This is a genomic window from Avibacterium sp. 21-586 (assembly GCF_026226775.1).
Classification (GTDB): Bacteria; Pseudomonadota; Gammaproteobacteria; order Enterobacterales; family Pasteurellaceae; genus Avibacterium.
Map to the genome: position 1 here is coordinate 363,254 of NZ_JAKKOD010000002.1, position 17,449 is coordinate 380,702.

The following is a 17,449-nucleotide window of genomic DNA, read 5'->3' on the forward strand; positions in this document are numbered from 1 at the left end:
TTAGATATTTAAGTTTATTTTATCATCAATAAAGCATTGATTCATTTCGAAAGCAGGTTTAGCATCTTTGTGTTTGCTAATCGTTTTTGAAGGAATACCTGCCACAGTAGTATATTCTGGGACCGGTTGTAATACGACTGAATTTGCTCCTATCTTGGCGTAGCGTCCTATTTCAATATTACCGAGAATCTTGGCTCCAGCACCAATCATTACACCTTCCCGTACTTTGGGGTGGCGATCTCCCGATTCTTTACCTGTTCCGCCTAGTGTAACGCCTTGTAAAATGGAGACATCATTTTCTACTATAGAGGTTTCACCAATGACAATTCCTGTGGCGTGATCGAACATAATTCCACATCCGATTCTTGCCGCAGGGTGTATGTCCACATCAAATGCAACAGAGATCTCGTTTTGTAGATAGATAGCGAGAGCTTGACGGTTTTTCCTCCATAGATAATGCGTAATACGGTAACTTTGTAACGCTTGGAAACCTTTTAAATAGAGTAATGGAGTAGTCCATAATTCGACAGCAGGATCTCGTTGTCGTACTGCTCGAATATCACAAGCCGCACTACTAATAATATCTGGTTCAGCTTGGTAGGCTTCCTCGATAATTTCTCTTAATGCAATAGCAGGCATAATAGGATTGGCCAATTTATTGGCGAGAATATAACTCAAAGCATTGCCGAGATTTTGATGTTTTAGGATAGTAGAATGAAAAAAACTGGCGAGCATGGGTTCACACTCTGTCAGTTCCTTTGCTTCTTGGCGTAATAAATTCCAAACTTCAGCAGCCATTTTATTCTCCTTTACGTGCTCGGCCAAGTAGACTTAATGCTACATCTTGAGCATTTTTACCACAGAATAATACTTGATAGATCTGTTCGGTGATGGGCATTTCAATACCTTGTTGCTGTGCGAGTAGATAAGCTTCTTTAGTATTATAAAAACCTTCTACTACTTGGCCTATTTCAGTTAGCGCTTGATCTGTCGTTTTACCTTGACCTAGCATAACGCCAAAACGACGATTACGAGATTGATTATCGGTGCAGGTTAGCACTAAATCACCTAATCCTGACATCCCCATAAAAGTGTTTGGGTTTGCCCCTAATGACTCGCCTAATCGACTAATTTCGGCTAACCCACGAGTGATTAACGCCGTGCGAGCATTTGCTCCAAAGCCCATCCCATCTGACATTCCAGCACCAATCGCAATAACGTTTTTCAGTGCCCCACCAATTTGGACGCCTATCATATCGTGATTAATGTAAACACGAAAGTGCTTACTACAATGAATACGAGCTTGAAATTCCTCAGCAAAGTCTTGATCGTGTGAAGCAAGGGCAATTGCGGTAGGCAAACCTGCAGCTAATTCTTTGGCAAAAGTAGGGCCTGAAAGCACGGCAAGAGGATATTGCGAGCCAAATTTCTCTTCTACAACCTGTTGTAGCAATCGTCCTGTATCGCGCTCTAATCCTTTTGTTGCCCATACGATCCTGTGATGAGGGTGTAAGTGCGGTTGAATTTTGTCAAGTACGTCACCAAAAACATGACTAGGTACAACGATTAATAAATCGCGTGATTTTTTCACCGCACTAGCTAAATTACCTTCAATTTCAAGCGTGCTAGGGAAAGGTATATTCGGTAAAAAGGCTTGGTTGTTGCGTTCTTCATCTAGACGTTGCATATGTTTTAGATCGTGCCCCCAAAGATAGGTGGGAGAATTGTTACGAGAAAAACTAATTGCCAATGCTGTACCGTAAGATCCTGCGCCGATGACGGTAATAGGTGAATTTGAGATGCTGTCGTACATTAATAAGGCTCCCCATCATCAATATAAAGATGAATAATACTCTAGTGTTTTGCACCTTGAGTTTAACTTAGTTAGATTTGACTGGGAATAACTGTTAATTAAAGAAAGTGGGCATTTTGCCCACTTCATTATTGATTAATTAACCTTTTCAGGTGGTTCACTTTGTGCTTGTTCCGTTTGTTGACGCTCTAAATATTCCATAAAGAGCGCATCAAAGTTTACAGGAGAAAGATTTAATGGTGGGAATGTGCCACGGTTTACAAGGCTTGCAATTAATTCTCGCGCATAAGGGAAAAGCATATTTGGGCATTGTGAGGTTAAGCAATGGGCAAGTTGAACGCCTTCAAGACCACTCACAGTAAATACGCCTGCTTGTTTTACTTCACAAATAAATGCGACATCTCCGCTTTCTTCAAGGGTGGTTTCGGTGGAAATGTTTAAACAAATTTCATAAAGATCTTCACCTAATTCAACCACTTCTGTGTTTAAGTCAAAAGAAAGCTGAGGTTTCCACTCTTGTTGGAAAATATGTGGAAGATTTGGTGCCTCAAAAGACACATCTTTAATATAGATGCGCTGAATTTGTAATACGGCTTCTGTTGCTTGTGCTTCTGTTGCAACTTCTTGATTTTGCTCAGTCATTTTCTATTCCTCTGTGAGTTATTTATCTTTTTTCACTAATGGTAAATTCGCTGAACGCCAACCAGCGATACCTTCTTTTAATATGTACACGTTGTTAAATCCTTGTTTAACTAATAGATCTGCAGATGCTCCTGCAGTCATACCTGTTGCACAAACCAATACCAGAGGTGTTTCTTTATGATGCTCAATTTTACCGATATTTTGGTTTTTAATCTCACTCGGTAATAAATGGACGCTGTGGATAATATGTCCACGATCAAATTCGTCAAGGGTTCGCACATCAATTACGACAGCATCTTGATTATTAATTAGGCTAACTAATTGTGAGTTATCAATAGTTTTTACTTTTGATGTGATGGCTTTGAAATAGGTGTAAATTACCATAACAAATACTGCGATCCAAGCAATAACCATTAATGTATGATGTTTGACAAACTCGGTTGCCATAGGAATAAATTCTTGCATTTTACTCTCTGTTTTTAATTTAAAGGGCCAAATCTAAATTGGAAGCTAAGTATAACCGCACTTTATTCATCTTTCAAAGAAAGTCTGCTAAATTTCTAGTTTGTAATGATGGTATTTATTTTAAATCAATCAATAGATAAAAACAGTTATATCTTATATAGCGATTATTCTAGTTTATTGCTATTATTATTTCCCTATTCAATAAGAGGTTATTTTCTTTTTTTATCATCTATTTTCTTTTTTAAAGAGAAATATAGGTGAGACATACTTTTATAAGAGGTTAGATTATGTTTTTTATCCAATTTGCCATTGTTTTAGTGTGCATTTTGATTGGTGCCCGTATTGGTGGTATCGGTTTAGGGGTAATGGGGGGCGTAGGGCTTGCCATTCTCTCTTTCGGTTTTGGTTTACAACCAGCAGGTTTGCCAATTGATGTAATGTTTATGATTATGGCGGTAGTTTCTGCCGCTGCAGCAATGCAAGCTGCAGGTGGACTAGATTATATGATCAAAATTGCTACCAACATTTTGCGTAAACACCCCAAATATATCACCTTTATTGCACCAGCGGTAACGTGGACATTTACCGTATTAGCAGGCACAGGTCACGTTGCTTACTCTGTATTGCCTGTCATTGCTGAAGTAAGTCGCCACAATGGTGTGCGTCCTGAGCGCCCACTTTCAATGGCAGTAATTGCTTCACAATTTGCAATTGTTGCCAGCCCAATTGCGGCGGCAGTAGTTGCTGTGGTGGCTTTCTTAGAGCCTCAAGGTATTCATCTCGGCGATGTGTTAATGGTAACAATACCATCAACCATCTTAGGCTTAGCTTTTGCTTGTGTATTTGTCAATAAAATGGGTAAAGAATTAAAAGATGACCCAAATTATCAACGCTTATTACAAGATCCAGACTATGTAAAAGAAAATCATACAGACGTAACTCCAGACAATATTCAATTAAAACCAACTGCGAAATTGTCTGTAGGATTATTCCTGTTTGGTGCCTTACTTGTGGTGTTAATGGGGGCGTTCCCAAGCTTACGCCCAGCCTTTGATGGTAAAGCCATGGGAATGGCACACACTATTGAAATCGTAATGCTTACGGTGGGGGCATTAATCATCTTAACTTGTAAGCCAAACGGCAACGCCATTACACAGGGATCAGTATTTCACGCGGGTATGCGTGCGGTAATCGCAATTTTCGGTATTGCATGGTTAGGCGATACCTTAATGCAAGCTCATATAGCTGAAGTAAAGGAAAGTGTAAAAGTTCTTGTCGAAACAGCACCTTGGACGTTTGCAATCGCATTATTTTTACTGTCTGTTTTAGTAAATAGCCAAGGGGCGACCGTTGCAACTTTATTCCCTCTCGGTATTGCATTGGGCATTCCCGCTCCAGTGTTAATCGGGGTATTTGTGGCCGTAAATGGTTACTTCTTCATTCCAAACTACGGTCCAATCATTGCTTCCATTGATTTTGATACTACCGGCACAACACGCATTGGTAAATTTATCTTTAACCACAGCTTTATGTTGCCAGGCTTATTGAGTATGGCGTTCAGCCTTGCCTTTGGCTTATTATTCGCCAATATTCTGCTGTAATTTTTACCGCACTTTATCTCTCAACTGGGGGCATTGCTCCCAGTTTTTTTATGCCTGCATTCTTATATAAAAAGTTAGCTATGGCATTCCTAGCCAAACTTCCGCATAATATTGCTACCGGATAGAACAAAAGGAAAATAACAATGACTATTTCAAAACAACAAATTCTTGATGCTTACCATTTCCGCCACGCGTGCAAACAATATGATCCCAGCAAGAAAATCAGTGATGAAGATTTTCGTTTTATCCTTGAAACCGCCCGTCTTTCACCGAGCTCATTCGGTTTTGAGCCGTGGAAATTCTTAGTCATTGAAAATCAGCATATTAAAGAATTAATTCGTGATAACGCTTGGGGTGCGAAAGATAAGATTATGGATTGTAGCCATTTTGTAGTGATTTTGGTTCGCCAACCACAAACCCTTTTAGCTGATGGCGAATACGTTCCGCATATTATGCGTGATGTGCATCATATCCCTGAAGATGCACTCAAACTGCGTCAAGGTTTCTACCGCAACTTCACCGAAAAAGATTTTGCCCTAACTGAAAACCCTGTGGCGTTTTACAACTGGGCGTGCCGCCAAAGTTATATCGCATTGGGCAATATGCTCACCAGCGCTGCAATGATCGGCATTGACAGCACACCGATTGAAGGCTTCCCACTGGAAAAAATGAATGATTTATTGGTGGCAGAAGGCTTATACAACTCAGACGAATACAAACTCAGCGTAATGGCAGCCTTTGGCTACCGCCTAAACGAACCAAGAGAAAAAACACGTCAAGCCTTTGATAACGTGGTGGAATGGGTGAAGTAAAAATCCCCAAAAATCGCACCGCACTTTAGGTTTCGCAAAGACAAAGTGCAGTGTAAATTTCTCAACTTTTATTTTCTAAAAAATCTCGGAACAATTATGTTAATTTCATTTATCCTTATCGCACTATGCGCCGGTGTTGCCCTTGCCACGCAAGCCGCCATTAACAGCCAACTTGCCGGTTCATTAATGGGGCAACCTGTTGTTGCCGCCTTAATTTCCTTCGCAACAGGAACATTACTGCTCTTTTTCATCTGCTGGTGGAAAGCCGATCTTTTCACGGCTTTGCAACAAGTGCCAAAACAACCGTTATGGAAACTGATTGGTGGGCCTCTTGGTGCATTAGTGGTATTTACTACTATCTTTCTTGCACCGAAAATGGGCGTAACTAATATGCTATTTTTTATTATTGTAGGGCAACTTATCGCCGCTGCAATCATTGACCATTTTGGTTTAATCGGAATGGCTATTCGTCCAATTCAAATCTGGCAACTCATTGGCTTTGTATTTATGGGATTAGGTTTAGTACTGTTTTTCTTTGGTAAGAGATTATTTGGTTAGATTTTAATGCCTTTTTTATGTTAGAAAGAGTAGCTGAACCTTGCTTAAGCTTCTATTTATAGCGGACCTAAGTCCGCTCTAGCGTTATAGCAGAAATATTACAAAATCATCTTCACCAATTTATCCGCGTTAATGCGGGCGAATTTTTTCAGGAGCTTTTGTACAGATTCTGGGTATTGTGAGAGTTCGTCCAGTTCCGTGTAGTGTTTTAGCAGGGTGGTGTGTTGGCGGATACGGCCTAACTCTTGTTGCACTTGCGGTTGCAGTTGTTGGATTGGGTCTTGAATGAGCAAGCCATTTTCTGCATCTAAACGCCAAGCGCGTGGGTTGAGATTGTTGCCTGTTAATAAAATATGGCTATCATCCACCCACACGCCTTTTAGGTGATAGCTGTTATCGCCGTCTTTCCAAGTGCGAATGACAAGCTGACCTTGATTAATTTGGGGTTCAAATTTTTGGCTGAAACGGCGTAAATTACTTTCATATAAATAAGGTAGTGCACCTACCATTTTGAAAGGTTGTGAAGGGGGTATGTAAAAATCGTTGGCGGTTTTGTCGCCCACGATAATTTCAATATGCTTGCCTTTTTGTAATAAACGGCGGATTTTTTGTTGTAATGGACGTGGAAAATTAAAATATGGTGTACAGATCACCAATTTTTCTTGCACGATCTGGAAAAGATCTTCAATTGTACGATTAAGCAGGTTTGCACCACCGCCTAAGCCAAAAAGTGGGGTGATTTTTAAGCGAGAATTTTCTTCGTTCCCAAACTTATATTGCCCATCCGCAGCCAAGCCTTTACGGAAAGCGCGAATATGCTGACGAATTTCTTTTGTTTTTGGGCGATTAGAACTATCTAACGGTAGCACCGCTTGATTGCTCAGTAAATACTGCTGCAGGAAATTCACCATTGAATCCGCAAGGGCTGAATGAGTGATTTTGTGATAACGATCGTAACGGTATTTTTCATTTTGTTGCAAATACACATTATTAATGCTCGCCCCACTGTATAACAAGGTATCATCAAAAATAAAGCCTTTAATATGCAACACGCCAAATACTTCGCGCGTATTTACTGGCACACCGAAAAACAAATGGGCGTGTTCACTATATTGATGAATAGCACGTTGTTCGCAGTACCAATCGGCGTTGGTAGCAGATTTTTCTGCGCCAAGCAAATTACGTTGTGCGCGATGCCAATCGACAAAAATTTTCACCTCAAGCTCAGGATTACGTTTTTTGGCGGCAAAAACTTCATTTAAAATTTCTAGCCCCGCTTCATCATTTTGCCAATAAAGTGCGGTGATATAAATGCGTGTTTTTGCTTCACGAATCAGCTGGATAATTTGTTGCTTAAATTCCGCAGGGTGATGAAGAAAATCAATTTGCGATGGTTGTAGTGCCAAACTCGGTAAAGCTTGCAAATTTTCTTCAGCCCTTTTCGTTTTATTTATCAACATCATTTTTTACTCTAATTTTGATAATCCATTTTTTGAGCCTTGTAGTTTACAATATTTACTTCTTAGCTTGGTAGAAAAAAGATATTTTTTCGCTATAATGCATTCAATTTCTTACAAAGTGCGGTGAAAATTCGCCCACTTTTCCCATTTTTATCACAATTTGGCAATATAAAATGAACGCAAAAAAACCGACTTTCCAGCAAGCAGATTCCACCAAACGTTTCAATGAGCGCTATTCTGGCGAAAAACAAGATAAAAAAGCACCGCACTTTTCCCCTCACTCTTCGCGTGGCAAAAAGGACGACAAACGCACTTTCTCGCGTGAAAGAACGCCTACAAAATCCGCTGAAAAAGTGCAACAACGCACAGAATTAATGATGGGAAATGCGCGTGGTACAGCGAATGTGAAAGTGGTGATAAAAAGCACTGGTGTGAAAGAAAAACAGAAAAAAACAGGGCCACTTTCCCCACGTGCGCCAGAAAAAATTAAGAAAAATCGCGCAGAAGAAATGAAAGTGTATGGCGAAAATACTTGCCTTGCGTTATTTACAGAGCGCCCAGAAAGCATTGTTCGCGTGTGGACAACCGTGGAAATGGCGCACCGTGTGGGCGAGTTATTTAGCTATTTAGCGGCGAATAAAAAAGTCTATCACGTTGTCGATAGCAAAGAGCTTGCACTTGTGAGCGGCACAGAACATCATAACGGCATTTGTATGTTGGTGAAAAAGCCACGTCATTTTACGTTGAACGGTTATTTGGATATTCCGCGTGAAAAAGATGCGTTGATCTTACTTGATAATGTGCATAACGCCCATAATATTGGCGGGATCGTGCGAACTTGTGCAGTTTATGGCGTGAAAGGTTTAGTGTTAAGTGAAGCAGATTTGCTAAATTCTGCCGCAGCAATGCGTGTGGCAGAAGGCGGCGTGGAATATGTGCATACTTTGCTTGCCGACAGCAGTGAGTGGGCGTTAGAAAAATTGCGTGAGAAAGGCTATCAAATCATACATTTAAGCCAAAGCAAGCAAGCCAAGCCTTTCGCTCAGCTGAAATTAAGTGATAAAGTGGTCCTTGTTTTAAGCGAAAGTGCGGGTGAAAATTTGGCAAAAAATCACGATGAAGTAGTGAATTTGTCCCTTGCCAATCCGCTGAAAGCGGGCTTGAATGTTGCGGTGGCAGCGGGCGTGCTATTGGCAAAATGGGTGGAGAAAACCCTTTAAATCGTTATAACTGATCAGAATGATGAATTAACACAAAGCGTTCCCACAATTGAGCTTCGCTTTCTTGATGCTCGGGATCGGGCTTAATGCAGTTGGTGATCGGGCAAACTTTTTGGCAAGTTGGGGTATCGTAATGCCCCACACATTCTGTGCAAAGATTGGGGTCAATCACATAAATGTCATCACCCACGGAAATGGCATCATTCGGGCATTCTGGCAAGCACATATCGCAATTTGTGCATTTATCTGTAATTAAAAGTGCCATAATTTCCCCATAAAATGATTGAAAGGGCGAGATTATAAAGAATCGGCAAGGAAAATTAAATAGGCAAAGCAAAATGAACAAGAATAACACGAAAGGACTTTCTTTTTTAGGCACATTAATCATTGCAGGTATTGCATTGATTTGGAATTATTTTCAACCTGCCGAAAAAACGCATAAACCAGAACCTACAGCGCAATCTCAACAAAATCAAGCAAAAACGCCAACGCAACAAAATACACAAGCACCACTTGGTGAGAATTATGATTACATAATGCGCGATGATGCTATTGGGCAAAATAAAAACGCACCGGTGGATTATTATATGCTGGCATTGTCTTGGTCGCCGGGATTTTGCCAAGCGCAAAAAGAACGTTACAACGGAAACTTGCCGCAATCTTTAATGAGCCAATGTGGCACGCAGCAATATGGCTGGGTGATCCACGGCTTATGGCCACAAAATGCCAATGCCCGTTCGGTCAGTGATCATCCTCGCTTTTGCCAAGGTGATTTGCCGATGGTCGATCCTGCGGTAATTAAGCCTTATCTCGCAGAGAGTCCGAGTGCGAATTTATTGCAAGGAGAATGGGAAAAGCACGGTGCTTGCGCTTTCAAAAGTGCCAGCGCTTATTTTGAAAAACAGCAAAATTTATACCGCACTTTTAATTTGCCTGATCGCAATTTGCCGCGTAAAGCATTGTTTACTTGGTTGAAAAAACATAACCCACAACTGAAAGGTGCGTATTTGGGCGCAAGCCATAATGAATTATTTATTTGCTATGATTTGCAGTGGCAAGTGATGGATTGTCCGCACTAGAGGAATTTGGCTCGATTTAGCGTGTTGAAAGATCTATTATTTTTGAGAATGAAAAAAATCCCGCGGATAATTTGATCTAAACCAGTTACAATCTAGCTTGAACTAGGTATAATGCAAGCAGTTCTATTTATTTTTAAACTATATAAAGAGGGTAAATTATGTCAGTAATTAAAATGACCGACCTAGATTTAGCAGGTAAACGTGTATTTATTCGTGCAGACCTGAATGTACCTGTAAAAGATGGTAAAGTAACGTCTGATGCACGTATTCAAGCAACCATTCCAACCTTAAAACTTGCCCTTGAAAAAGGTGCGAAAGTGATGGTTACCTCTCACTTAGGTCGTCCAACAGAAGGCGAATTTAAACCTGAAGATTCCCTCCAGCCGGTGGTCAATTATTTAAAAGACGCAGGTTTTAACGTGCGTTTAGCGCAGGATTATTTAGATGGCGTAGAAGTCAATGATGGTGAAATCGTTGTGCTTGAAAACGTACGTATCAACAAAGGCGAAAAGAAAAACGATCCAGAATTAGGTAAAAAATACGCCGCACTTTGCGATGTCTTTGTGATGGATGCGTTTGGTACCGCACACCGTGCGCAAGCGTCAACCCATGGCGTGGCAGAATTTGCCCCAATCGCTTGTGCAGGCCCATTATTAGCAGCGGAATTAGATGCCTTAGGCAAAGCATTAAAAGAGCCACAACGTCCAATGTTAGCTATTGTAGGTGGTTCAAAAGTATCAACCAAATTAACTGTGTTAGATTCTCTTTCTAAAGTAGCAGATCAACTGATCGTCGGTGGCGGTATTGCCAACACCTTTATCGCTGCAGAAGGCAAAGATGTGGGTAAATCTTTATACGAAGCAGATTTAATCCCTGAAGCGCAACGCTTAGCGAAAGCAACACAAATCCCAGTGCCAACAGATGTGCGTGTAGGCTTAGAATTCTCTGAAACCGCGCCGGCGGTTGAAAAATCTGTTGATGATATTAAAGCGGATGAGTCTATTTTTGATATTGGTGAAAAATCAGCGGAAGAATTAGCGAAAATCATTAGAAGTGCAAAAACCATTCTTTGGAATGGGCCAGTGGGCGTGTTTGAATTCCCTAACTTCCGTAATGGTACAAAAGTAGTGGCAGATGCCATTGTGGAAGCAACACAAAACGGTGCGTTCTCTATAGCGGGAGGTGGTGATACCCTTGCAGCGATCGATTTATTCGGTATCAAAGATAAAATCTCTTACATTTCAACCGGTGGCGGTGCATTCTTAGAATTCGTAGAAGGCAAAGTGTTACCAGCCGTTGAAATTTTAGAAAAACGTGCGAAAAACTAATTAAATGATGTTGGGCGTGGTTAACTAGTGCGCCCTTTTTATACGGAAAACCTCTTAACATAACAATAGGAAACAGAAAAATGGCAAAATTATTAGACATTGTGAAACCAGGTGTTGTGACTGGTGATGATGTTCAAAAAATCTTTAACTATGCAAAAGAGCACAACTTCGCTCTTCCTGCAGTAAACTGTGTGGGTACAGATTCCGTCAATGCTGTATTAGAAACCGCAGCACGTGTTAAAGCACCAGTAATTATTCAATTCTCTAACGGTGGTGCACAATTCTATGCTGGAAAGGGGATTAAACCGACAACTGGTGCTCGTCCTGATGTATTAGGTGCTGTAGCAGGTGCAAAACATGTACATGAATTAGCTGAAGAATATGGTGTACCAGTTATCCTGCATACTGATCATGCTGCAAAAAAATTGTTACCTTGGATTGACGGTTTATTAGATGCTGGTGAAAAACACTTTGCACAGACGGGTAAACCGCTTTTTTCATCTCATATGATCGATCTCTCTGAAGAGCCAATGGAAGAAAATATGGCTATCTGTCGTGAATACCTTGCGCGTATGAGCAAAATGGGAATGACCCTTGAAATTGAAATCGGTATCACAGGTGGTGAAGAAGACGGCGTAGATAACTCTGATGTTGATGAATCTCGTTTATATACCCAACCTGAAGACGTGCTTTACGTTTACGATCAATTAAACCCAGTAAGTCCACGTTTCACCATTGCTGCGGCATTTGGTAACGTGCACGGTGTTTACAAACCAGGTAACGTGAAATTAAAACCTTCAATTTTAGGTGCTTCGCAAGAATTTGTTTCTAAAGAGCGCGGTCTTCCACCAAAATCATTAGATTTCGTTTTCCACGGCGGTTCAGGTTCATCAACTGAAGAAATCCGTGAAGCAATCAGCTACGGCGCAGTGAAAATGAACATTGATACAGATACACAATGGGCAGCTTGGGAAGGTATCTTAAACTTCTATAAAGCCAACGAAGCTTATCTTCAAGGTCAGCTTGGTAACCCAGAGGGTGAAGACGCACCAAACAAAAAATACTACGATCCACGTGTTTGGTTACGCAAATCTGAAGAATCAATGTCTAAACGCTTAGAAAAATCTTTCCAAGATTTAAACTGCGTTGATGTGTTATAAGAAAATATTATGAGAATACTAACCGCACTTTACAGAATTATAAGTGCGGTTATTTTTTTATGTATTCTAGTGATAAGGCTAGTTATTTTTGGCTACATAAGGCAATAAAGTACAGTTGTTTATTTGGATCATTGAAAACCTTGAACATTTTTTTAAATGTTGGGCGGTTTTCTGCTTTTAACGCATTGCGGATAATTTTCGCTGTACCTAATATGCCTTCGTCATAAATCATTCCCGTTGGCGAGAGCAACGTCATATCCCCTGAATAGGTTTCTACGTTGCGGAATCCAGCATCTAAGAAAACGGATTTCCAACCCTGTTTGCTTAATGGTGTAACGGTAACGTTAATGGCATCGCGTAGCTGTTGGATTACTTCTTCCGCATTGTCTGTGGTGAGCATTACATCGTGAGTGAGCAAAAAACCGTTGGGTTTGAGAACGCGATAATATTCGCGAACTGCTTTGATTTTCGCTTCAACAGGCAACATCGTGAGCATTGCTTCATTAATCACAATATCAAAGCTATTATCGGCAAACGGCAATTTCATTGCATTGGCACGTTGAACGTGAATTTTATCTTGTAGCCCTTTTTCAGCGATATTTTTTCTTGCTTTCTCTAAGGCATTTTCATCAAGATCCACGCCTTCGATATGACAGCCGAATTTGCTGGCTAGATCAATGGCGGTTGTGCCCATATTACACGCCACTTCTAACACTTTTTTATTGGCGTTGAAATCGCCGTTAGCAATCAGCCATTCTGTAGCTTTACGACCACCAGGGCGTAAGCGAGTTTTGCCTAATCGAGCAAGAAAATTATGTCCCATTTCTTCTTTTTTCATTCTGACTCCTTATTTCAATACTTGACTCAATATATCAGCTTTTATGATGAAATAAAATTGCCTTTTATGGCTCTACGGATCGATGTGTCCGCCCGTGTCGATAGCCCAATCGGACGCACGCATAGGAACGCGCCTACATTTGCAAACGTTGAGTGAAAAGTGCGGTGCAAAAATGGTGAATGTTACGCCTGTTCAATTTTTTCTTTGTAATGGCGGCGACATACGGAAACGTAGTGATTATTGCCGCCAATTTGAATTTGTGCGCCGTCTTTGACAACTTTGCCTTGATCATTTAAACGCAGTACGAAATTAGCTTTGCGACCACAATGGCAGATAGTTTTTAATTCTTCCAGCTGATCGGCCCAAGCCAGTAAGTATCGGCTGCCTTCAAATAATTCTGCTTGAAAATCCGTGCGCAGGCCATAACACAGTACAGGAATGTGTAATTTATCCACCACATCACTGAGCTGATAAACTTGCTTTTTGGTGAGAAATTGTGCTTCGTCCACCAAAATACAATGTAGTTTTTCTTGTTCAAGATGCAGCACTATTTCGGCAAAAAGATCCGTTTCTTTATGGAATAATTTCGCTTGCTGGCTAATGCCAATGCGCGAAGTCACTTTGCCCACGCCAAAGCGATCATCAATCGCTGCGGTGTAAACCAGCGTATTCATTTGCCGTTCGCGGTAGTTGTAATCCGACTGCAGCAGAGTGGTAGATTTCCCTGCATTCATCGTAGAATAGTAAAAATAAAGTTTAGCCATAGTAATTAGCCATAGTAAAGTGCGGTTATTTTGTTAGCCATTTCCAAATCAAGTAAAACACAAACCCAGTTAGCGGGGGCAATGTGGCGAGCATTAAAATGCCAACGGTTGTGCCTTGCCCTACCCATTGCCCTGCAAGAGTAAGGTAATCCATCACCTGTACGGTAGGGAGTTTGATCAAGGCGAAGGCGATAAGGAGAAGCATAAGAACGCAGCCGATCCCAGCTGCACGCATTGCGTTAGATTGTTGATTTTGCATAAATGATCCTTGTTCTATTTCACTCAGCTTGTTTAATTTCGCCTAGCTTATTTTATTTCGTTTAGTTCAGTCATTGCCCAGCGTGGTTTCACTTCAATTTCTAAGGGAGAGTGTTCACCGTGTTTCAGACGTAAAAAGCCTGTGTAGGCAATCATTGCACCGTTGTCGGTACAAAATTGCGGTTGTGGATAAAACACTTCGCCATTTAGTTGTGCCATTAATTCGCTCAAGGCTTGGCGCAACTGTTGATTAGCACTTACACCGCCTGCGATCACTAAGCGTTTAAAGCCCGTTTCTTTCAAAGCACGACGACATTTAATCACTAAGGTTTCCACTACTGCTTGTTGGAAAGCATAAGCAATATCCGCTTTGGTTTGTTCAGTAAGCGAGCCTTCTTGTTTAATTGCTTGATTGATGGTGTTTGCCGCGAAGGTTTTTAAACCGGAAAAACTGAAATCTAACCCAGGGCGATCAGTCATTGGACGCGGAAAGCTAAAGCGATTTGGCGTGCCTTTTTCCGCTAAGCGTGCTAAGGCTGCGCCGCCAGGGTAGTCTAAACCGAGCAATTTTGCGGTTTTATCGAAAGCTTCGCCTGCTGCATCATCAATGCTTTCACCTAGCACTTCATATTGCCCTACGCGATCTACGCGTACAAGCTGAGTATGCCCACCTGAAACAAGTAAGGCGACAAAAGGAAAGTGCGGTGCATTTTGTTCTAACATTGGCGCGAGCAAATGTCCTTCCATATGGTGAACACCAATAGCGGGTACATTCCACGCATAGGCAAGGGAACGCGCAATGGTTGAGCCTACCAATAATGCGCCCACTAAGCCCGGCCCGCAAGTATAGGCAATGCCGTCAATGTCTTGCGCTGATAAATTGGCTTCTTGCAATGCCGCTTGGATAAGGGGCGCAGTTTTACGAATGTGATCGCGCGAAGCTAATTCTGGCACAACACCACCATAATCGGCGTGTAACGCAATTTGGGTGTAAAGTTGGTTGGCGATAAGCCCATTATTTTCATCATAAATCGCCACACCAGTTTCATCACAAGATGTTTCAATGCCTAAAATTCGCATTTTTTCTCTCTTTTTTATATGGGAAAAACTCGGGTGATTTTACCCTGTTTATTGTATTTTCACCAGTTGGCGATGATTTTTCCTTTTAGAGAGAGGTACAATTTCAACAAAAATTGGATCTTTTCTTTGCTTTTGCTATTAATTTGAATTAAAATTGCGACCCTTATTAATTTAAATAAGCCGTTTATCAAAACGAAACGGTCTAAATTTTGCAAAATATTAATCCATATTGAGGTGATGGCTTATGCCGGTAATTAAAGTTCGTGAAAATGAATCATTTGACGTAGCATTACGTCGTTTCAAACGCGCTTGTGAAAAAGCGGGAATCTTAGCGGAAGTTCGTAGCCGTGAATTTTACGAAAAACCAACAACAATTCGTAAACGTGAAAACGCAACTCGTGCTAAACGCCACGCAAAACGTGTTGCTCGTGAAAATGCACGTAACGTACGTTTATACTAATTAAAAATTTTTTAATTAAACTCGAGTTAAGCAGGCCGTGAAACCTTTTGGAATCACGGTTTTGTTGTTTTTACCTGCGTCATTTCTTATTATCTTAGGTATGTCTTTCAAAATCTGCATTGATTGAAATGAGGGGAAATTATTGTGGCAGGTCATATTCCACGTTCATTTATTGATGATATTCTCGCCAAAACAGATATTATCGAATTGATTAATTCACGGGTGAAGCTGAAAAAGGCTGGGCGCGAATATCAGGCTTGTTGTCCTTTTCATCACGAGAAAACACCTTCCTTTACTGTCAGTCCGAAAAAACAGTTTTACCATTGCTTTGGCTGCCATGCGCACGGTAATGCTATCAGCTTTTTAATGGAATATGAAAAACTGGAATTTATCGAGGCTGTGGAAGAACTGGCGAATCATTTGGGCTTAGAAATTCCTTACGAAAAATCACCGCACTTTGAGAGTAAGGGCAAGCAGCAAGCCAATTATCGTACCAAGAAAGATCTTTACCAGCTAATGCAAGAGATTGCGGCGTTTTATCATCAGCAGCTTTCGCACAATATTCCTGCACAATCCTATGTGCAAAAACGTGGTTTATCCACTGATGTGATTGAACGTTTTCAAATCGGCTTTTCGCCGAATCAGTTTAATGGCGTGTTAAATCAGTTTGGTCGCAGTCAAGAAGAGCGGCAAAAATTGTTTGATGTGGGAATGTTATCGCGTAATGAAAAGCAAGATGTTTACGATCGTTTTCGCAATCGTCTTATGTTTCCTATTCGTGATCGCCGTGGGCGAACCATTGCTTTTGGTGGACGGGTGCTGGGTGATGAAAAACCGAAATATCTGAATTCACCAGAAAGTATGACCTACCACAAAGGTAATGAGCTTTATGGTTTGTTTGAAGCATTACAAGTAAATGACAGTCCTGAAATGTTACTCGTGGTGGAAGGCTATATGGACGTTGTGGCGCTGGCTCAATTTGGCGTGGATTATGCTGTGGCGTCATTGGGTACAGCCACAACACCGGAGCAAATTCAGCTTGCGTTTCGTTCCACTGAACAACTGATTTGTTGTTACGATGCGGACCGTGCAGGGCGTGATGCAGCGTGGCGTGCGTTGGAAAATGCACTGCCTTTTTTAGAAGATGGGCGACAAATTAAGTTTATTTTTCTGCCAGATGGGGAAGACCCCGATACCTTTATTCGCCAATATGGCAAAGAAGGATTTGAGGACTATATTCGTCAGGCACAGCCATTAAGCGATTTTCTGTTTTCTACCCTAAGTTCGCAGGTGGATTTTTCGAGTAAAGAAGGCAAAGGAAAACTAGCCGCTCTTGCTGTGCCATTGATTAACCGCATTCCGGGCCAATTGCTGCGTTTATCATTGCGTCAGCTTTTAGCACAAAAATTGGGCATTTTTAATGAATCACAGATAGAGCATTTAATCCCTGCACAAAAAGAAAATAGTTCATCATTGCCTAAACAAAATGTGGTGAAACGTACGCCAATGCGGGTATTGATTGCATTGTTGTTACAAAATCCCGAATTGATCCAAATTGTGCCAGAAAATTTAAGCGTTTTATCAGTCCTGAAGGAAGCTGGGCTAGATTTATTTGAAAAAATCACCGCACTTTGTCGTGAGCGTGTGGGCATTACCACCGCACAAATTTTGGAACATTATCGTGATACGGAACATTTTCGCCCCCTTGAAATTCTTGCCGTGTGGGATCATTTAGTCGATGAGGATAAAATCGAAGAAACATTTCGTGAAACCTTACGTTATTTTTATTTGCAGCTGATGGATAAAAATATCGAAACGCTGATTGCAAAAGAGCGCACAGAAGGTCTAAATGAGCAAGAAAGGCAGGTGCTTGCTCAATTATTATTGAAAAAACAGCAAAATAAATAGTTA

At 41.0% G+C, this 17,449-nt stretch carries 19 protein-coding genes; 9 read left to right on the forward strand and 10 right to left on the reverse strand.

The window, feature by feature from the left end:
- The 4 genes from cysE to L5B71_RS09460 form a co-directional block, all read right to left on the reverse strand.
- Positions 1 to 798 carry a serine O-acetyltransferase gene (gene cysE / locus L5B71_RS09445; protein WP_265758122.1) on the reverse strand — a complete coding sequence of 266 codons (798 nt, stop codon included), beginning with the start codon at positions 796 to 798 and terminating at the stop codon, positions 1 to 3.
- A gap of 1 nt (position 799) precedes the next feature.
- Positions 800 to 1,813 carry an NAD(P)H-dependent glycerol-3-phosphate dehydrogenase gene (gene gpsA, locus L5B71_RS09450; protein WP_265758123.1) on the reverse strand — a complete coding sequence of 338 codons (1,014 nt, stop codon included), beginning with the start codon at positions 1,811 to 1,813 and terminating at the stop codon, positions 800 to 802.
- 135 nt (positions 1,814 to 1,948) lie between these two features.
- Positions 1,949 to 2,455, reverse strand: a complete 507-nt coding sequence (gene secB, locus L5B71_RS09455) for a protein-export chaperone SecB (protein WP_265758124.1) — start codon at positions 2,453 to 2,455, stop codon at positions 1,949 to 1,951.
- A gap of 18 nt (positions 2,456 to 2,473) precedes the next feature.
- A complete protein-coding gene (locus tag L5B71_RS09460; protein WP_265758125.1) occupies positions 2,474 to 2,920 on the reverse strand; it encodes a rhodanese-like domain-containing protein in 447 nt (148 codons plus the stop codon).
- A gap of 287 nt (positions 2,921 to 3,207) precedes the next feature.
- Between L5B71_RS09460 and L5B71_RS09465 the strand changes: the two genes are divergently transcribed.
- The 3 genes from L5B71_RS09465 to L5B71_RS09475 all read left to right on the forward strand — a co-directional run bounded on the left by L5B71_RS09465 (position 3,208) and on the right by L5B71_RS09475 (position 5,891).
- The gene (locus tag L5B71_RS09465; protein WP_265758126.1) at positions 3,208 to 4,521 is read left to right on the forward strand and encodes an anaerobic C4-dicarboxylate transporter; all 1,314 of its coding nucleotides are present in this window, start codon (positions 3,208 to 3,210) and stop codon (positions 4,519 to 4,521) included.
- A gap of 143 nt (positions 4,522 to 4,664) precedes the next feature.
- Positions 4,665 to 5,333 carry an NAD(P)H-dependent oxidoreductase gene (locus L5B71_RS09470; protein WP_265758127.1) on the forward strand — a complete coding sequence of 223 codons (669 nt, stop codon included), beginning with the start codon at positions 4,665 to 4,667 and terminating at the stop codon, positions 5,331 to 5,333.
- A 96-nt stretch (positions 5,334 to 5,429) separates the two neighbouring features.
- Complete coding sequence (locus L5B71_RS09475) at positions 5,430 to 5,891, forward strand: DMT family transporter (protein ID WP_265758128.1); 462 nt, start codon at positions 5,430 to 5,432, stop codon at positions 5,889 to 5,891.
- 98 nt (positions 5,892 to 5,989) lie between these two features.
- On the opposite strand, the gene pssA is transcribed toward L5B71_RS09475, so the two are convergent.
- Positions 5,990 to 7,351, reverse strand: coding sequence for a CDP-diacylglycerol--serine O-phosphatidyltransferase (gene pssA, locus L5B71_RS09480; RefSeq protein WP_265758357.1), 1,362 nt, complete (start codon positions 7,349 to 7,351; stop codon positions 5,990 to 5,992).
- Between the two features lie 173 nt (positions 7,352 to 7,524).
- On the opposite strand from pssA, the gene L5B71_RS09485 reads away from it, so the two are divergent.
- Positions 7,525 to 8,571: a TrmH family RNA methyltransferase gene (locus tag L5B71_RS09485; RefSeq protein WP_265758129.1), complete on the forward strand. Its 1,047-nt coding sequence runs from the start codon at positions 7,525 to 7,527 to the stop codon at positions 8,569 to 8,571.
- 4 nt (positions 8,572 to 8,575) lie between these two features.
- Here L5B71_RS09485 and L5B71_RS09490 read toward each other — a convergent pair whose 3' ends face one another.
- Positions 8,576 to 8,836, reverse strand: coding sequence for a YfhL family 4Fe-4S dicluster ferredoxin (locus tag L5B71_RS09490; protein ID WP_017806339.1), 261 nt, complete (start codon positions 8,834 to 8,836; stop codon positions 8,576 to 8,578).
- Between the two features lie 73 nt (positions 8,837 to 8,909).
- Between L5B71_RS09490 and L5B71_RS09495 the strand changes: the two genes are divergently transcribed.
- The 3 genes from L5B71_RS09495 (at position 8,910) to fbaA (ending at position 12,138) form a co-directional block, all read left to right on the forward strand.
- Positions 8,910 to 9,650: a ribonuclease T2 family protein gene (locus L5B71_RS09495; RefSeq protein WP_265758130.1), complete on the forward strand. Its 741-nt coding sequence runs from the start codon at positions 8,910 to 8,912 to the stop codon at positions 9,648 to 9,650.
- A 158-nt stretch (positions 9,651 to 9,808) separates the two neighbouring features.
- A complete protein-coding gene (locus L5B71_RS09500; protein ID WP_265758131.1) occupies positions 9,809 to 10,978 on the forward strand; it encodes a phosphoglycerate kinase in 1,170 nt (389 codons plus the stop codon).
- Between the two features lie 80 nt (positions 10,979 to 11,058).
- Entirely contained in the window at positions 11,059 to 12,138 is a 1,080-nt protein-coding gene (gene fbaA, locus L5B71_RS09505) for a class II fructose-bisphosphate aldolase (RefSeq protein ID WP_265758132.1), read from the forward strand.
- Between the two features lie 82 nt (positions 12,139 to 12,220).
- Here the strand turns inward: fbaA and L5B71_RS09510 are convergent, their stop codons facing one another.
- From L5B71_RS09510 to tsaD, 4 genes are all read right to left on the reverse strand, one after another.
- Positions 12,221 to 12,976 carry a class I SAM-dependent methyltransferase gene (locus L5B71_RS09510; protein WP_265758133.1) on the reverse strand — a complete coding sequence of 252 codons (756 nt, stop codon included), beginning with the start codon at positions 12,974 to 12,976 and terminating at the stop codon, positions 12,221 to 12,223.
- A 182-nt stretch (positions 12,977 to 13,158) separates the two neighbouring features.
- Complete coding sequence (locus L5B71_RS09515; protein WP_265758134.1) at positions 13,159 to 13,740, reverse strand: thymidine kinase; 582 nt, start codon at positions 13,738 to 13,740, stop codon at positions 13,159 to 13,161.
- Between the two features lie 25 nt (positions 13,741 to 13,765).
- A complete protein-coding gene (locus L5B71_RS09520; RefSeq protein WP_265758135.1) occupies positions 13,766 to 13,999 on the reverse strand; it encodes a hypothetical protein in 234 nt (77 codons plus the stop codon).
- A gap of 47 nt (positions 14,000 to 14,046) precedes the next feature.
- Positions 14,047 to 15,078 carry a tRNA (adenosine(37)-N6)-threonylcarbamoyltransferase complex transferase subunit TsaD gene (gene tsaD / locus L5B71_RS09525; protein ID WP_265758136.1) on the reverse strand — a complete coding sequence of 344 codons (1,032 nt, stop codon included), beginning with the start codon at positions 15,076 to 15,078 and terminating at the stop codon, positions 14,047 to 14,049.
- A 244-nt stretch (positions 15,079 to 15,322) separates the two neighbouring features.
- Between tsaD and rpsU the strand changes: the two genes are divergently transcribed.
- Both rpsU and dnaG read left to right on the forward strand, forming a co-directional pair.
- Positions 15,323 to 15,538: a 30S ribosomal protein S21 gene (gene rpsU / locus L5B71_RS09530; RefSeq protein ID WP_103853581.1), complete on the forward strand. Its 216-nt coding sequence runs from the start codon at positions 15,323 to 15,325 to the stop codon at positions 15,536 to 15,538.
- A gap of 144 nt (positions 15,539 to 15,682) precedes the next feature.
- Positions 15,683 to 17,446 carry a DNA primase gene (gene dnaG / locus L5B71_RS09535; RefSeq protein WP_265758137.1) on the forward strand — a complete coding sequence of 588 codons (1,764 nt, stop codon included), beginning with the start codon at positions 15,683 to 15,685 and terminating at the stop codon, positions 17,444 to 17,446.
- The last annotated feature ends 3 nt before the right edge of the window (positions 17,447 to 17,449 follow it).

Bases quoted from the DNA above. Each gene is read 5' to 3' on its own strand.
- L5B71_RS09495 (WP_265758130.1), top strand. From the start codon at position 8,910: ATGAACAAGAATAACACGAAAGGACTTTCTTTTTTAGGCACATTAATC.
- L5B71_RS09510 (WP_265758133.1), bottom strand. From the start codon at position 12,976: ATGAAAAAAGAAGAAATGGGACATAATTTTCTTGCTCGATTAGGCAAA.
- L5B71_RS09515 (WP_265758134.1), bottom strand. From the start codon at position 13,740: ATGGCTAAACTTTATTTTTACTATTCTACGATGAATGCAGGGAAATCT.
- L5B71_RS09485 (WP_265758129.1), top strand. From the start codon at position 7,525: ATGAACGCAAAAAAACCGACTTTCCAGCAAGCAGATTCCACCAAACGT.
- L5B71_RS09475 (WP_265758128.1), top strand. From the start codon at position 5,430: ATGTTAATTTCATTTATCCTTATCGCACTATGCGCCGGTGTTGCCCTT.
- rpsU (WP_103853581.1), top strand. From the start codon at position 15,323: ATGCCGGTAATTAAAGTTCGTGAAAATGAATCATTTGACGTAGCATTA.
- L5B71_RS09465 (WP_265758126.1), top strand. From the start codon at position 3,208: ATGTTTTTTATCCAATTTGCCATTGTTTTAGTGTGCATTTTGATTGGT.
- fbaA (WP_265758132.1), top strand. From the start codon at position 11,059: ATGGCAAAATTATTAGACATTGTGAAACCAGGTGTTGTGACTGGTGAT.
- cysE (WP_265758122.1), bottom strand. From the start codon at position 798: ATGGCTGCTGAAGTTTGGAATTTATTACGCCAAGAAGCAAAGGAACTG.
- pssA (WP_265758357.1), bottom strand. From the start codon at position 7,351: ATGTTGATAAATAAAACGAAAAGGGCTGAAGAAAATTTGCAAGCTTTA.
- gpsA (WP_265758123.1), bottom strand. From the start codon at position 1,813: ATGTACGACAGCATCTCAAATTCACCTATTACCGTCATCGGCGCAGGA.
- secB (WP_265758124.1), bottom strand. From the start codon at position 2,455: ATGACTGAGCAAAATCAAGAAGTTGCAACAGAAGCACAAGCAACAGAA.
- L5B71_RS09490 (WP_017806339.1), bottom strand. From the start codon at position 8,836: ATGGCACTTTTAATTACAGATAAATGCACAAATTGCGATATGTGCTTG.
- L5B71_RS09460 (WP_265758125.1), bottom strand. From the start codon at position 2,920: ATGCAAGAATTTATTCCTATGGCAACCGAGTTTGTCAAACATCATACA.
- L5B71_RS09500 (WP_265758131.1), top strand. From the start codon at position 9,809: ATGTCAGTAATTAAAATGACCGACCTAGATTTAGCAGGTAAACGTGTA.
- L5B71_RS09470 (WP_265758127.1), top strand. From the start codon at position 4,665: ATGACTATTTCAAAACAACAAATTCTTGATGCTTACCATTTCCGCCAC.
- tsaD (WP_265758136.1), bottom strand. From the start codon at position 15,078: ATGCGAATTTTAGGCATTGAAACATCTTGTGATGAAACTGGTGTGGCG.
- L5B71_RS09520 (WP_265758135.1), bottom strand. From the start codon at position 13,999: ATGCAAAATCAACAATCTAACGCAATGCGTGCAGCTGGGATCGGCTGC.